Below are 13051 nucleotides of genomic sequence, written 5' to 3'. Positions count from 1 at the left end.
GGACTAAAAAGAACACAAACAGAAGCAAAATTACTCGCAATATCACACAATTTAAAACGAATATACAATGAAACAATACAAAATGAGCTCATACACCATGAAAACAAACAAAATACCTAAAAATAATAATAAATTCAAAAACAAATTTTTAAAAAAATAATTAATTTTGAGTCGTCCTCAAAAAAGAAAAAAAAGAAAGAAATAAGATTTATGCTACTTTAGAGTATAATAAACCTATTCCTCTGTTTACAAACAATGTAACGAATGCTCCGAGTATGATGGAAGCGATTATGAGACCAATGATTGGAATCATAGCGATTATTCCTGTAATAACAAAAGCAATAATAACAATGACAACGGAAACTATTAAGAAACCGATGATGCTTCCGATTCCGATTTGTTTAACGTCAGAGAAAACTTCGCCTAATTGGAATGCAGCACCCATTTCACCGGTGTTTGCAAATCTAGCCATTGCAACAATCTGGAATATTGCAAAGATGAATGCAATGATAAATCCAATAATTAAAGCGACACCTGATCCAGCTGCAACATTATTAAATACAGATCCTGTAAATATGGATACGCCTGCGATGAGGAAAATAATAATAAATGGAATGATGAAGTATACAATACTGATAATTAAAACTTTAATTCCGTTTACCAAATCGCCTGCAAAGTCAAAGTCAGGCAATGCGCTTGAATGGTCAATTGCGTTTTTGACAACTTTTAAATTATAACCTGAAACGATTAATGAGAATATTAATGCAATGATTGCTGCAATTCCTATTATTACTGCATTGTCCATTTGGAAAAATGCGGAAAATGCGTTGCTGAGACCAGCAAGGAATACAAATACTCCTACGATAAAAAATTTAGTTATATCAGAAAAAGGATATTTTACTGAATCTGAAATAATTTCACTTAAACTCATTTTTTCACCTATTAATTTTTATTACTCCATTTAAGAGCAAATATTACTTTAAAATTTAACACATATAAATATTTTTATATTTTATAAAAAAGAATGAAAAAAATTACAAAAAAAGAAAAAAAAGATAGACGAAATTATTAAATTATTCGTCTAAACCAAAGGATTTTTTGAGCAAGTCTGCGTTTACAAATCCTTCCTTGTATAATTTACCAGTGGTCAAATCGTTGATTACAACTTCTGCAGGAGCAAACATTCCTTTGTCGATTTTGTAGAAGTCGAATTCTGCTTCTTTAAATACGTCATAGAATGGTTTACCATATCCGTCAGCTGCGGAAGATGGTAATTGAGCTGCTACACTAGCGATGTCATCGCCTTCTTCGGATTCTACATAGTAGTAGGTTCTTCCACCGAACAATACTGCATCGTTGGTTTTACCCATAGCTTTTAATCCGTCCGGGTCGATTGGTGCAATAGGTGCGATACCTGCTGCATGTTTTACTTTGGTTACATCGAATTTGATAGCTTCTAGCATTTTGTAAGTTCCGTTTTCAACTACTCTTCCGGAAATTTGGATAGATCCAACGAGAGAAGCTGTAGGAGCTACAAGCAAGTAAACATTTTTAACGTCAACATCACATTCATCAGCAATGTATTGAGCAACATCTTCACCAGGCAATACGTCAGCTTCTAATGTTAAGATTGCTAAGTCCGCATCCTTGTCTTCATATCCGATTTCCTCATAGGTTTCTGCAGGTTTTAAAGCGATTGCTCTTGCAGGTCCTGAACCTAATGCAAAGAAATCTCCAACGGAAACTGACCAACCAGCTTTTTGGGAACCTAAGGTTGAAATGGAAGGTGAGTCTGTTTTGATTTTTACTGAAGGAAGTGCGAATTTTTCAGATAAATCTCCAGGAATTGAAATTCCAACGTCTGCAAGTCCACCAAGACAAACTTTAGTATAAAGTTCTCCTGCTTTAAAACTTCCGTCGACATTTACACCACAGTCAAGAACAGTAGCGCCATTGCCTAAAGTTTCAACAGCGATGTTTAATTCATCTGCTTTTTCAATCATTACATCTACGGTTTTTTTAGCTTCTACGTTTACACTTACCATAGTTTTAACCTCTAAAAAAATTTAACTTAAATATTAAGTTATTGAGTAAAAATTTATTTTTATTATTATTTATATTTGCCTAAATGAATCTGTAAAAACTAGTCATTATTTCATTCATCTTCAATCGGCTTTCCGCCAGGCATGTTTAATTTGGCTACCTTGACCAACTGCTCGTCGTCACTTTCGGAAATGATTCTTTCAAAGTAATTGGCGGATTTGACATTGGCAAGAGCAAATACTCTAATGTGCTGTGATTTAGCATTGAGAACTATGTCGGTCCATTCCTCATCGGTATCGATGTATTTTGCTATGTATTTGAAATTTTGAAGAATATGCGGAAGCTGCTTAGCTATCTTAATCAGAAATGCCTTGTTTTTGATTTTCAATATTGCAATTTCCCTGTTGTAGAAATATGATTTGAGCTCGCCGTTCTGCCTTGAGATGTCGCAGTTATGGTCGTTTAAGACAATGTTTGTCAAAATCTCCTCATCGGTGATTCTCTCAACTGCCTTTTCCTGTATGAATCTGTTGTGTGACCTTTCGCAAATATGGGCTAAAAGTGCTTGGCTATCAGTGGCGGCAACCATGAACAGTTGAGTATCATCATCAAATTGATTCAAGTCATGAGTCTTGAAAAATTCCTCATCCAAACTGTTGATGATCTTTTTGCGGGTTGTGATATCGGCATCGTTATTGTTCATTACAGTCATCTTGAACCATTCCGGATATTCCTCCAATAATTCGCATTTATCGAAAATGCCTTTTATGGAAGCTTCTTCGGATATCTTCCAATCCTTCAGGCTGGAAACATCTGTCAGGGAACTGCAGTTATAGAATAGCTTGTTCATTGATTTGACATTTGAAACGTCCAATTTTTTCATTGGAGACACATCTTCCAAATCACGGCAGCTGTCAAGCATTCCTGTCAATGAATCCACGTTTTCAATGTTCCATGACTTGAAGTTTGTGATGTCTGTCAGGGAACTGCATTCCCTGAACATGAACTCAAGTGAGGTCACATTGCTGACATCCCATTTCCTCAACGGTGAAGCGTCCCTTAGGGAGGTGCACCCTTCAAACAAACCGCTCATACGGGTTATATTGGAAACGTCCCATTTCTTCAAAGGGGAGATGTTTCTTAAGTTTGTACAGTATGAAAAGATTGCAAGCAAAGCCTTGTTTCTTGTCATTTTAGACAAATCCCATTTGCCCAATGGAGATATGTCCTTAAGGCTCACGCAACCCCTGAACAGGGCAGTCATGTTGAACACGTTTGACAAGTCCCAATTTTCCAGAGGTGAAATGTCTTCCAGGGAAATGCAGAAATCAAATGCGCATCCCATATCCAAGACGTTGCTCACGTCCCAATACTCAAGGGCGGAAATGTCCTTCAAGCTGCTGCAATAAGAGAACAGGTAGTACATGTCCCTTACATTACCCACATCCCAGTTCTTCAACGGTGAGATGTCCTCCAAGGACTCACAGCCTGAAAACATTCGTGATATGCTAGTGACATTGGAAGTGTTCCATCTGCTTAAGCAGGAAATGTCAGCGAGGTTTGTGCAGCCGTTGAACATGAAACTGGTATCGGTCACACCGCTTACATCCCATGATGCAAGTGTGGAAATGTCTTCCAATGATTCACAGCCTGAAAACAGTTCCTTTAAGCTTTCAACATTTCCCACACCGAATGTGACGATGGCCCTTAGGTTTTTCATGCCCTTATATCTGGCTTCAAGAGAGGTCTGGCCGAACAAGTCTTCACTTATAAAGATAATGTCTTCCCTATTTTTGACATCTGCCCAACTGGTCAAGTTTTTACCGTCCTTAAGGACAATCAGAAGATTAAAGTCCCCCAATTCGTAAATACTCTCCGTAGTTGTATTTAAATGTTCAAAATCATACAAGTGAATTTTTGCCATGCCCATCCCTTTCAAGTAAAATTAATACAATATAAAATATGTTCAACTGAATATATAAAATTGATTACAAACAATATTCATCAAAATCATCACAGACCATCAAATCATGACTGTCAGACAAATCGGAACAGCATTCCTCATAGCTCACACTAGACGGATTGTTCAAATGTCCTTAAAAACTTCATGCAATTATTTAATCAGTTAATATCTGTCAAAATGAACTTTGGACTCATCATATCTTAATTTGACGTCAGTTTCACCAATAGGATATCCAACACAAATGACTGAAAATGGAATGCAGTGGTCTGGAATGTTCAGATAATCCTTAAGCTTCAATGTACGGTCTTCTATCGGATGGAAACCAAGCCATACGGCACCCAAACCCTCATGGGTTGCCTGAAGCAATATGTTTTCGTTGCATGCCCCCAAATCCTGTTCAATCATCCTGTGGATTTTGGCCTCATTGAGATTTCCCACTGTCACAATCAGGTGTGATGCCTTCTCTGCAGGCTTTGCGAATTGGTGCATCTCGGAGATTGCCTTCTTGTCCTCATCCTTGGAAATTACGATGAATTCCCAAGCCTGCTGGTTGCATGCGGAAGGTGCCTGCATTCCTGCCTTGAGCAGGTTTTCAATCTTTTCATCACTAACCTTTTCCTCTGTGAATCTGCGAACGCTATGCCTTTTAAAAATCAAACTCATTTAACCACCAAACAACTCTTCAATCTCTTCTCTTACATACGGATAATCATTAACGTCTGTCAATACCTGCACCTGATCGCCATATTTAATATGGAAATCCTCTGTTGGAATGATGTATTTGCCGTTCCTGATTACGGACACCACAATTGCGTTTTTTGGAAATGGAATGTCCTTGATTTTGAAGTTGATGTAATTGCAGTCCAAAGGAACAAGATACTCACTCAACACATGTTTTGAAGGTTTCTTTACAAACTCCCTATTCTTATTCAACAATAATCTGTCATACAATGACTCGTAAATTGGCTCGTTTCCCAAAAGTGTCGGAATGACATATGCTATCAGTGAAACGATGACCATGGCAACCAGTGACCCTGTTGAACCTGACATCTCAGCCAGAAGAACTATTCCAGTGATTGGTGACCTTACAGTGGCCGCAAAGAATCCTGCCATTGAAATGACAATGAACTTATAAATCAAATCATGCTCAAGGCCCAGCGGACCGACAACAACGCTTCCAAATACTGCACCGATATATGCTCCCAATACAAGAATTGGAAGGAATATGCCTCCAGGAGCTCCTGATGAGAATGAAAACATTGAAAATATGTATTTCATCACAAGCAGCACGACCAGAACGCCCAGGGATGGAATTGTCACATCAAGCATGTCCATCATGAAGTGACCGCCATCGCTTATTTCAGGAAGCATCAATGCCACAACACCTGAAACCATGAAAACCAGCACGAACTTAAGCCATGAAGGAATCTTGAGGTTTTTCATCAGGTCGCTTGACCTTATCATGCCCACATTGTAGACATAGCCCAAAAGTCCAATCATGACACCCAAAACAACCAGTATCCAGTATGATTCAAGAGGAATGTCATATATGGGAAATGAAAGTATGGTGCTCTGTCCGAAGATTGCCTTGGATATGAAGTCAGACACGATTGCTGCAACAAGTGCTATGAACACTAAAGTCTTGTCAAAACCGTGATTTATTTCCTCAAATACAAAAATCACACCTGCAAGGGGAGCGTTGAACGCCGCAGTGATACCCACTGCGGAACCTACAAGAATCAGCCTCAGCTCATCAGTCTTTGATCCATGGAACAGCTTTGCAATTCCCTTACCTGCCATACCACCTATCTGAACAGACGGCCCTTCCGGACCTAATGACAATCCTCCAAGAGCGGTCAAGACTCCGGAAACGATTTTTGAAAAAAGAACCTTTGCCCAATTGGCTTCCATGTGCCCCTTAACCTCGGCGTAAACCTGAGGTATTCCGCTTCCTGCAGAATCGACTTCCCATTTGGTGAGCCAGTCAATCAAAAGGCCCATGACAGCAAGGGCTATAAAAAATAAGACAATATACAATACATTTCCATGTATTATACTTAAATAATCTCTCAAAACACTTTCTGAGCCTGCAAGCAAGAAGCGATACAGGCAAACCATCAATCCGGCAAAAATACCCACCATTGCACCCTGAACGGTAAGGCGGAAGATATATTTTGGATTTTCAGTTACAGATTTCAATGTCTTTTCAAGATTTTTCATCAATTAATATTTTATTATAAATCATATAATAAATTTTCATAATTTTCAACAAAATACCTGATGTTCTTGCGACCCTTGGTGTAAAAGGTGTGCCCTTCCTCTTCAAGCTTTGCCCTTTGGTACTCGATTCCTCCAGGATACTTAGGATTGAGCTCACCGTCGGCTTTCAAGGTTCTCCAGAATGGAATCCTGTTTTCCTCCCTTTCACAGCTTGCCCTAGCCGCAAGGCTTATGAATATTCCTGCAGTCATCGGACAGGTGAATTCCGCACCATGTTTTTCGGCTAAAAACTCACGAATTTCCCTAATTGTAATCAACTTTCCTTCAGGAATCCGAGCCATTATCTCATTATACTCCAAAGGAGGAGCGATAAGCATTTGAGTTCCACCATATCTGCCGATTGCTTTTTCATCAGTAATTTCAATGATTTTTGGCATGTCCTTAGAGTCTTCTAGTTTTTCATTAAAAGTTTTTCTAGCCATAATATCACCTAATGTAAAGTACTTTTTAAATACACCAGTATAAAAATATTATGAAAAATAGAACAGTTGAATTAAACCCTAACGTCTTTTCTTGGTACCGACAAACTTTGGGTTATAGTAGAGGCATCAAAATTACAAATATTAAAAATGCAACTGCAACCGCAAAAAATGCCCAATCCAATTCTTTACCTAAAACATAAGGATCAGTATCTTTTATATGATTTCCATGATAATATGGTTTTTTATTTGTTCGTCGATATCCACCATTCCATTTTCCCATATCAAAGTCAGGATCAAAGCCACAATTATCACAGTATGGCTCATTGTCCGCCAGAACAGAACCACAACGAGGACATGTTTTCATATCATCACCACTTTCAAGACATTTTAATATTTAATATTATAATAACACATTTATATACTCATTTATTAACAAAGCACTAAATTTTTATATGAAACATTAAATGAATTTCATTCATTAAAATTTATAAAAGTTATAAATTGTTCATTAAATTTTTAAATTAGATATTTTTAAATACAAGTAATCTACAAAACTCTAATTATATAACTATTGGGAGAAAATAACATGAATAGACAGACAAAAATTGTATTATGTGTTCTTGCAATATTCATTGTGGGCATGACACTAAGCGTCGCATTCGCAGAACCGGTCAATGCTAAGAAGTATAAAAACAAGAACAAGATTAAAGTGAAAGTAAAAGACGGAAGAAAGACAATCAAAGTAAAATGCAAGTATAAGAAAAGTTATCAGCAATACTTAGGCCATAAATATAAAAATGGTAAAAGATATGATGTAAGTATTTGTTATGAATACAAAAACGGCATGCAAAATGGTAAAAAAGGCTGGTGGACAGATGCAACTAATGGAGGTATGTCCGATGGGGCAAAAACAGCCTACAAACACAACAAATACCACCCAGTCACCAAAGTAAGATTACACTAATAAAAAAAATACAGTTAATTTAAAATAAGTTCAATACTTATTTTAGATTAACCCATTACCATTTACAATCAAATTATTTTAATTCTTAAAATTTAACTTCAATCTCCTTAATCTCTACACCATTGCTTACAGGATACTTGTGATAGGCTGCACCTTCACCATTACCCCATTCACTCCATTTCCATTCTCCATCCATATAGAAGTATGCTCTAGAAAGATAGGAATCCTTATAAACAAGCTCACCATTTTTATATAACCAAACACCAAATCCTCCAAGAGTGCCACCTTGCCATTTTTCTGCTTCTACCCTGTATTCACCAACAGTTTTAGAATATTTGGTGTCGAATTCTGGCAATTCCAATGATATGGAACCCGGTGCATCAGAGCCACTTGAAGACCCGTCAATCCTCAATACTTGTGTTACATTATCCCAATTATAGATTTCATTTCCGCTAAAAGTAGCAACAACATCATATTTACCTTTTTCCAGATCCAAATCAATACTTGCTTCACCATCAGAGTCGGTTTTGACCGTTTGATTAGTTAAAACCTCTCCATTTTTGTCAGATATAACAATATTAACATTTTCTTTTGTAATTGCAGTTCCGTTTAATGTCGCCAACTGTATTTCCAGTTTATCTCCTTGAGAAAGTTCAGGGTCACTTATAACTTTAACTTCAGTAGGTTTTTTTGAATTACCTGACTGTAAAAACATTGCTCCTGCAATAACAGAAAGAATAATGATTATTACAATCAAAATTATAATAATATTCTTGTTTTCCATATTATCACGTAAAAATCTAGATTATATATAAAAATTGTTGGCAATATGTATATAATCATTCCGACATGACGTTGTGACTTTTATAGCACACACATCTTCATTCACGGTTTTTAAAAATGAAAAGTTTATAGTTATTATTAATGAAGAAACATGAAATCTAGTTGGAGCTTCTCCAGGTGTTACCGCACTTTGCACATCTTATGAAATTGGTTGGTGCCTCATCTGCGGACCTTGTCTGGACTGTCCACCAATAGCCTTTTGTACCGCCGCACTTGTAGCAGGTTATCTTTGTTGTAGGCAATGCAACATTCTTATTGTCAGTGACAATAACCTTAGCCTCAGGATTCATCTCACCTTCCATGTGATACTGCTCCTCAATATCATCATTTGTGAGACTTTTTTCATAGCCACATCTACATTTAATCTTGCCTTTTTTAGGCATTAGCATTGCACCACAATCTGGACAGAATTCCATATAATTAAACACCCTTAAAAATTCGTAAGTAATAGTTTAGTAAAAGAAGTTTATAAAATAATCGGTTTGAAAAAAAGTTAAAAAAAAGTTTGGATGTGGAAGCTTAACCTTCCACCATTATCAGCTTACCCGTAGCAGGGTCCTTGTACACCTTACCCATTTCGGTATAACCTTGACCTGATGAGTTTGATGTGTCAGGTGTGTCGTTCAACTGCTGACCTTGGTCAACCTCAGTAGTTGTCTTTTGCTGCATCTGTTCCTGAATATTCTGGTCAGGATCAATCATTGCCTGCATGTTCCAGCTTATGATAACAAAAACCAGAAAACCTACAGCAATAACCAGCATAGCATCCACTAGGTTGGATGTACCAGCCATTGGGTCTTCTTCGACTCGTTTAGATCTGCGTCTACCTTGTTTTCTTACCATAAAACCACTATCTATTCATTCTATCAAGTACCGCATCAATCAAAGCGTCCAAGTCTGAGAGGTATCTGTCATACCATCCTGAACGGATTTTACCGATGAAGTAACATAAAGCACCTGAACCGATACCCACAATGGTTGTGTTGAACGCAACGGTCAGTGATGATGCCAATGTGTTGATGTCTCCTGCACCCAATGCAGCAAGACCCGGACCCATAGGAATCAATGTACCCATTAACCCTAATGTAGGTCCAATACGAGTAATAATATCAGTCTTTTGTAATGTATTCATGGTTTTTTCTTCTTCAAACTCGAAAAGCTTACGTGCAAGAGCTTCTCTTGAAGCGTCACCCAATTCGGATGAAGAAGCAATTTCGTTTAAAACCTTCTTTTGAGCCTTTGGTATTTTTGCATTGGAAATGACATTTTTCAATGCTTCAACGGATTCGGCCCTGTTAATGTCATAAATCAAATCTCTGATTGTTCCAACCGGAACCTTACGCCTTGAAGTATATTCGGCAATGGCCCCACCTAATGTAATGATTGAAATGATTACAATAACGAGCAATATGATCAATACTGGTATTGTCAAGCTCTGTGAAATCACATCAAGTGAACCAGTCAAATATTCTCCACCAGGTATACTTAAAGCCATATTCTATTCACCTACGTTTATTCTAAAATATTCCTGCCTCTTTTGGTTAAAACCATACCGCCAACAAATAGAATGGCAAATGCCACCACTATCAGCAACAGGTCTTGAGGAGAACTCATTGTAATTGGACTTGAAGTTTTTGACAATGCTCCTGCGATGTTTGGAATCACAATTGCTGAAAGCAAGAAATATGCACCTAATAAAAGCATGAAATTGCCCAAAACAATAGGGTAAGGCCTGTTGATGACCCTAACAATTGTGTTTGATGCAAAGTATGTCACAATCATGACTGCCACAAGAGCTGCAGCAGCATACCAGCTCAAGTCAAGTGAGCTGACACCGATTGTAGGAGCCACAATTAACACGCTTGCGATGATTGAACCAAAACAGCATGGACAAGGAGCGATGATAGCTAGAGAAGTTGCGGTTGACGTATTCTTATCGTGTATTTTCCACTCTCTTATTGTAAACAAACCTGCAATAATCATGATTGAAGCCATAATTATGTAAAATATTGTATTATAGCTGTAAATCGCCTGAACCAACTGTTCAGAGTATAGGGATGCAATAGCGGAAATGAGAATAACTCCACCACCATAAGCTATACAGATTATTGCAAACAATTTCTTGGACAAGTTTGCCAATCCTGAGGCCAATCCAATCTTTATACCAAAGACGAGAACTGACGCAAAGATACCGACTTGCCATAAAACACTCATCATATCCATAGTAAATTCCCCATAATCAAATTAACATTAATTAATTACAATTTAATATTAGTCTAATGGAATATATAAAATTTTTCAGACATCGATGTGTAAAAAAAACACCATCATTAATATTATATAAAAGGAATAATTAAAAACTTTTTTGATTTGATTGTTGAAAAGATTTAAGGTTGATAAAAAAGAAAATAATATCATATTAAAAAATTAATGAGGCAAAATATGTTTTGGAACGAAGAAATTGAAACCATGCCAAGGCAAGACCTTGAAGAATTACAATTAAAGAAACTTCAAAAGACTGTTAAAAAGGCATTTGACAAAATTCCTTATTACAACAAGAAATACAGTGAGGCTGAAGTTTATCCAGAAGACATTGAAACTTTAAAGGACATTGAAAAGTTACCATTCATCACAAAGGATGACTTGCGTGAAAGCTATCCGTTTGGACTGTTTGCAGTTGACATCAAGGAAATCAAGGAGCTTCACTCCTCATCAGGTACCACCGGAAAGCCTGTAGTTTCAGGATACACCGAAAAGGACCTTGACACATGGGCTGAAACCATTGCGCGTGGACTCACCATGATGGGAATCGGAGAGGATGACATCCTTCAAAACACCCACGGATACGGAATGTTCACAGGAGGTTTTGGAGTGCACTACGGTTCACACAAGGTAGGTGCAGCAATCATCCCTATATCAACCGGACAGACCAGAAGACAGATTGAAATCATGCAGGACTTTGGAACAACCGGATTGATCTTCACACCATCATACGGAATTCACTTGGGTGAAGTCGCAATGGAAGATGGAATTGACCCAAAAAGTCTTGGAATCAAGGCAATCGGATTCGGTGCAGAAGGATGGACCGAAGAGATAAGGCAAAGAGTGGAAGAAATCTTCGGAGCAAAAGCATACAACATCTACGGATTGACCGAGCTCATGGGACCTGGAGTGGGTATCGAATGCTGCGCTCAAAAAGGATTGCACATTGCTGAAGACATATACTACCCTGAAATCATCAATCCAAAAACACAACAAGTAATAGGAGAGAATCAACCTGGAGAACTTGTCCTAACCAACCTTGAAAGGGAAGGAATGCCTGTAATCAGGTTCAGAACCAAGGACCTGACCAAAATCACATATGAAAAATGTGAATGCGGAAGGACACACGCAAGAATGAGCAGAATCACAGGAAGATCCGACGACATGATCAAGGTTAAAGGAGTAGCTATTTTCCCATCACAAATCGAAAAAGCATTGCTTAAGGTCGGTGATGCAGAGCCTCATTACATGATTATAGTTACAAGACCTGGAACCCTTGATGAGATTGAAGTGAAAGTAGAAGCGTCCCATGAAATCTTCTTTGACGGAGTCAAGGAAATGATGGCTGTCCAAAACAAAATCGGAAAATCAATAGAAAACGAAACAGGAATCAGGGTTAAAGTGACTCTAGTAGAACCAAAAACATTACCAAGATTTGAAGGAAAAGCAAAAAGAGTAATCGACAAGAGGAATTTACATTAGGTGAGAATATGAAAATCAAACAACTATCAATTTTTTTACAAAACAGGATGGGAAGCTTATCAAAACCGTTGGAAGTCTTGACCGTTGCAAACGTCAATATCCGCGCAATGTGCATGGCAGACACTTCCGAATTCGGTATCCTAAGGCTTGTTGTTGACGACCCAGAAAAGGGAAAGGAAGCGCTTGAAGAGAACAATTTCCTAGTCAAAATCACTGAAATCATCGGTGTTGAAATGAACGACACCCCCGGTGGATTGACTACAGTTTTAGACATCATCAAGGAAAATCTAATTGATTTGGAATATCTTTACGCATTTTCCTATGACAAAGCTGAAAAAGCTATTTTATTATTGCATGCAGACGACATTGACAAATTGATATCCATATTGCAAGAAAATAACATAACCCTCGTTTCAGCAGAAGAAGTCTATAACTTATAGAACTTCTTTTTTCTATTTTTTTAATTAATATTCATTAAAATTTCTTTTTTTTCCAACAAATATTCAATAAAAGTTAAAAATACATTATATTTTCTAGATAATATTAAATATATTAAAAAATATAAAATTTATTTTTATAATGCAAGAATACTATGACCTCTTTAGGTCGTGGATGAATTGCACTGTTGTGTGTACTATCTTTTTTTAATAACTTTTATTTTTATTTATTTTGTGTTTTTTTGGATGTTATTTTTTTTTACATGATTTTTTTCAGTATACATTTTTTTTCATGTTGATTGTAATATTGTTTTGGGTGTGAAAAATTGTTCTGAGTACGTTATTTGATTACTTT

At 37.1% G+C, this 13051-nt stretch carries 15 protein-coding genes; 3 read left to right on the top strand and 12 right to left on the bottom strand.

Translation table 11 applies throughout. From position 1 onward, the window contains the following. Positions 1-208: 208 nt before the first annotated feature. The 7 genes from ILA26_RS09670 to ILA26_RS09640 form a co-directional block, all read right to left on the bottom strand. Positions 209-931 carry a DUF4013 domain-containing protein gene (locus tag ILA26_RS09670; protein ID WP_292896749.1) on the bottom strand — a complete coding sequence of 241 codons (723 nt, stop codon included), beginning with the start codon at positions 929-931 and terminating at the stop codon, positions 209-211. 142 nt (positions 932-1073) lie between these two features. After that, entirely contained in the window at positions 1074-2045 is a 972-nt protein-coding gene (gene mch / locus ILA26_RS09665) for a methenyltetrahydromethanopterin cyclohydrolase (RefSeq protein ID WP_292896747.1), read from the bottom strand. A 110-nt stretch (positions 2046-2155) separates the two neighbouring features. Beyond that, complete coding sequence (locus ILA26_RS09660; RefSeq protein ID WP_292896745.1) at positions 2156-3973, bottom strand: BspA family leucine-rich repeat surface protein; 1818 nt, start codon at positions 3971-3973, stop codon at positions 2156-2158. 195 nt (positions 3974-4168) lie between these two features. Then, positions 4169-4669, bottom strand: a complete 501-nt coding sequence (locus ILA26_RS09655) for a nitroreductase family protein (RefSeq protein ID WP_292896743.1) — start codon at positions 4667-4669, stop codon at positions 4169-4171. Next, positions 4670-6226: a ClC family H(+)/Cl(-) exchange transporter gene (locus ILA26_RS09650; RefSeq protein WP_292896741.1), complete on the bottom strand. Its 1557-nt coding sequence runs from the start codon at positions 6224-6226 to the stop codon at positions 4670-4672. Positions 6227-6240: 14 nt separating this feature from the next. Further along, positions 6241-6708 (bottom strand): MGMT family protein, encoded by a 468-nt coding sequence (locus ILA26_RS09645; protein WP_292896739.1) that lies wholly within the window; start codon positions 6706-6708, stop codon positions 6241-6243. Between the two features lie 112 nt (positions 6709-6820). Beyond that, positions 6821-7072, bottom strand: coding sequence for a zinc ribbon domain-containing protein (locus ILA26_RS09640; protein ID WP_292896737.1), 252 nt, complete (start codon positions 7070-7072; stop codon positions 6821-6823). Between the two features lie 222 nt (positions 7073-7294). Here ILA26_RS09640 and ILA26_RS09635 point away from each other — a divergent pair, with 222 nt between their 5' ends. Beyond that, a complete protein-coding gene (locus tag ILA26_RS09635) occupies positions 7295-7672 on the top strand; it encodes a hypothetical protein (RefSeq protein WP_292896735.1) in 378 nt (125 codons plus the stop codon). An 85-nt stretch (positions 7673-7757) separates the two neighbouring features. Here ILA26_RS09635 and ILA26_RS09630 read toward each other — a convergent pair whose 3' ends face one another. The 5 genes from ILA26_RS09630 to ILA26_RS09610 form a co-directional block, all read right to left on the bottom strand. Continuing rightward, complete coding sequence (locus ILA26_RS09630) at positions 7758-8456, bottom strand: Ig-like domain-containing protein (RefSeq protein ID WP_292896733.1); 699 nt, start codon at positions 8454-8456, stop codon at positions 7758-7760. A gap of 157 nt (positions 8457-8613) precedes the next feature. After that, positions 8614-8931 carry a transcription factor S gene (locus tag ILA26_RS09625; RefSeq protein ID WP_292896731.1) on the bottom strand — a complete coding sequence of 106 codons (318 nt, stop codon included), beginning with the start codon at positions 8929-8931 and terminating at the stop codon, positions 8614-8616. A gap of 103 nt (positions 8932-9034) precedes the next feature. Then, complete coding sequence (locus tag ILA26_RS09620; RefSeq protein ID WP_292896729.1) at positions 9035-9358, bottom strand: DUF2149 domain-containing protein; 324 nt, start codon at positions 9356-9358, stop codon at positions 9035-9037. A 7-nt stretch (positions 9359-9365) separates the two neighbouring features. After that, positions 9366-10010, bottom strand: a complete 645-nt coding sequence (locus ILA26_RS09615; protein WP_292896727.1) for a MotA/TolQ/ExbB proton channel family protein — start codon at positions 10008-10010, stop codon at positions 9366-9368. 17 nt (positions 10011-10027) lie between these two features. Beyond that, entirely contained in the window at positions 10028-10738 is a 711-nt protein-coding gene (locus ILA26_RS09610) for a DUF2162 domain-containing protein (RefSeq protein ID WP_292896725.1), read from the bottom strand. 219 nt (positions 10739-10957) lie between these two features. Between ILA26_RS09610 and ILA26_RS09605 the strand changes: the two genes are divergently transcribed. Together ILA26_RS09605 and ILA26_RS09600 are read left to right on the top strand one after the other, a co-directional pair. Further along, on the top strand, positions 10958-12259 hold the full coding sequence (locus ILA26_RS09605; protein WP_292896723.1) for a phenylacetate--CoA ligase: 1302 nt from the start codon (positions 10958-10960) through the stop codon (positions 12257-12259). An 8-nt stretch (positions 12260-12267) separates the two neighbouring features. Next, positions 12268-12699, top strand: a complete 432-nt coding sequence (locus tag ILA26_RS09600) for an acetolactate synthase (RefSeq protein WP_292896721.1) — start codon at positions 12268-12270, stop codon at positions 12697-12699. The last annotated feature ends 352 nt before the right edge of the window (positions 12700-13051 follow it).

It is taken from the genome of Methanobrevibacter sp. (assembly GCF_017940815.1).
In the GTDB taxonomy this organism is placed as follows: Archaea; Methanobacteriota; Methanobacteria; order Methanobacteriales; family Methanobacteriaceae; genus Methanocatella.
The sequence above is the reverse complement of the archived record's forward strand: the minus strand, read 5'-3'. Positions and strand labels throughout refer to the sequence as shown.

Coding starts and splice junctions, on each gene's coding strand:
- ILA26_RS09670 (WP_292896749.1), bottom strand. CDS start 931: ATGAGTTTAAGTGAAATTATTTCAGATTCAGTAAAATATCCTTTTTCT.
- mch (WP_292896747.1), bottom strand. CDS start 2,045: ATGGTAAGTGTAAACGTAGAAGCTAAAAAAACCGTAGATGTAATGATT.
- ILA26_RS09660 (WP_292896745.1), bottom strand. CDS start 3,973: ATGGGCATGGCAAAAATTCACTTGTATGATTTTGAACATTTAAATACA.
- ILA26_RS09655 (WP_292896743.1), bottom strand. CDS start 4,669: ATGAGTTTGATTTTTAAAAGGCATAGCGTTCGCAGATTCACAGAGGAA.
- ILA26_RS09650 (WP_292896741.1), bottom strand. CDS start 6,226: ATGAAAAATCTTGAAAAGACATTGAAATCTGTAACTGAAAATCCAAAA.
- ILA26_RS09645 (WP_292896739.1), bottom strand. CDS start 6,708: ATGGCTAGAAAAACTTTTAATGAAAAACTAGAAGACTCTAAGGACATG.
- ILA26_RS09640 (WP_292896737.1), bottom strand. CDS start 7,072: ATGAAAACATGTCCTCGTTGTGGTTCTGTTCTGGCGGACAATGAGCCA.
- ILA26_RS09635 (WP_292896735.1), top strand. CDS start 7,295: ATGAATAGACAGACAAAAATTGTATTATGTGTTCTTGCAATATTCATT.
- ILA26_RS09630 (WP_292896733.1), bottom strand. CDS start 8,456: ATGGAAAACAAGAATATTATTATAATTTTGATTGTAATAATCATTATT.
- ILA26_RS09625 (WP_292896731.1), bottom strand. CDS start 8,931: ATGGAATTCTGTCCAGATTGTGGTGCAATGCTAATGCCTAAAAAAGGC.
- ILA26_RS09620 (WP_292896729.1), bottom strand. CDS start 9,358: ATGGTAAGAAAACAAGGTAGACGCAGATCTAAACGAGTCGAAGAAGAC.
- ILA26_RS09615 (WP_292896727.1), bottom strand. CDS start 10,010: ATGGCTTTAAGTATACCTGGTGGAGAATATTTGACTGGTTCACTTGAT.
- ILA26_RS09610 (WP_292896725.1), bottom strand. CDS start 10,738: ATGGATATGATGAGTGTTTTATGGCAAGTCGGTATCTTTGCGTCAGTT.
- ILA26_RS09605 (WP_292896723.1), top strand. CDS start 10,958: ATGTTTTGGAACGAAGAAATTGAAACCATGCCAAGGCAAGACCTTGAA.
- ILA26_RS09600 (WP_292896721.1), top strand. CDS start 12,268: ATGAAAATCAAACAACTATCAATTTTTTTACAAAACAGGATGGGAAGC.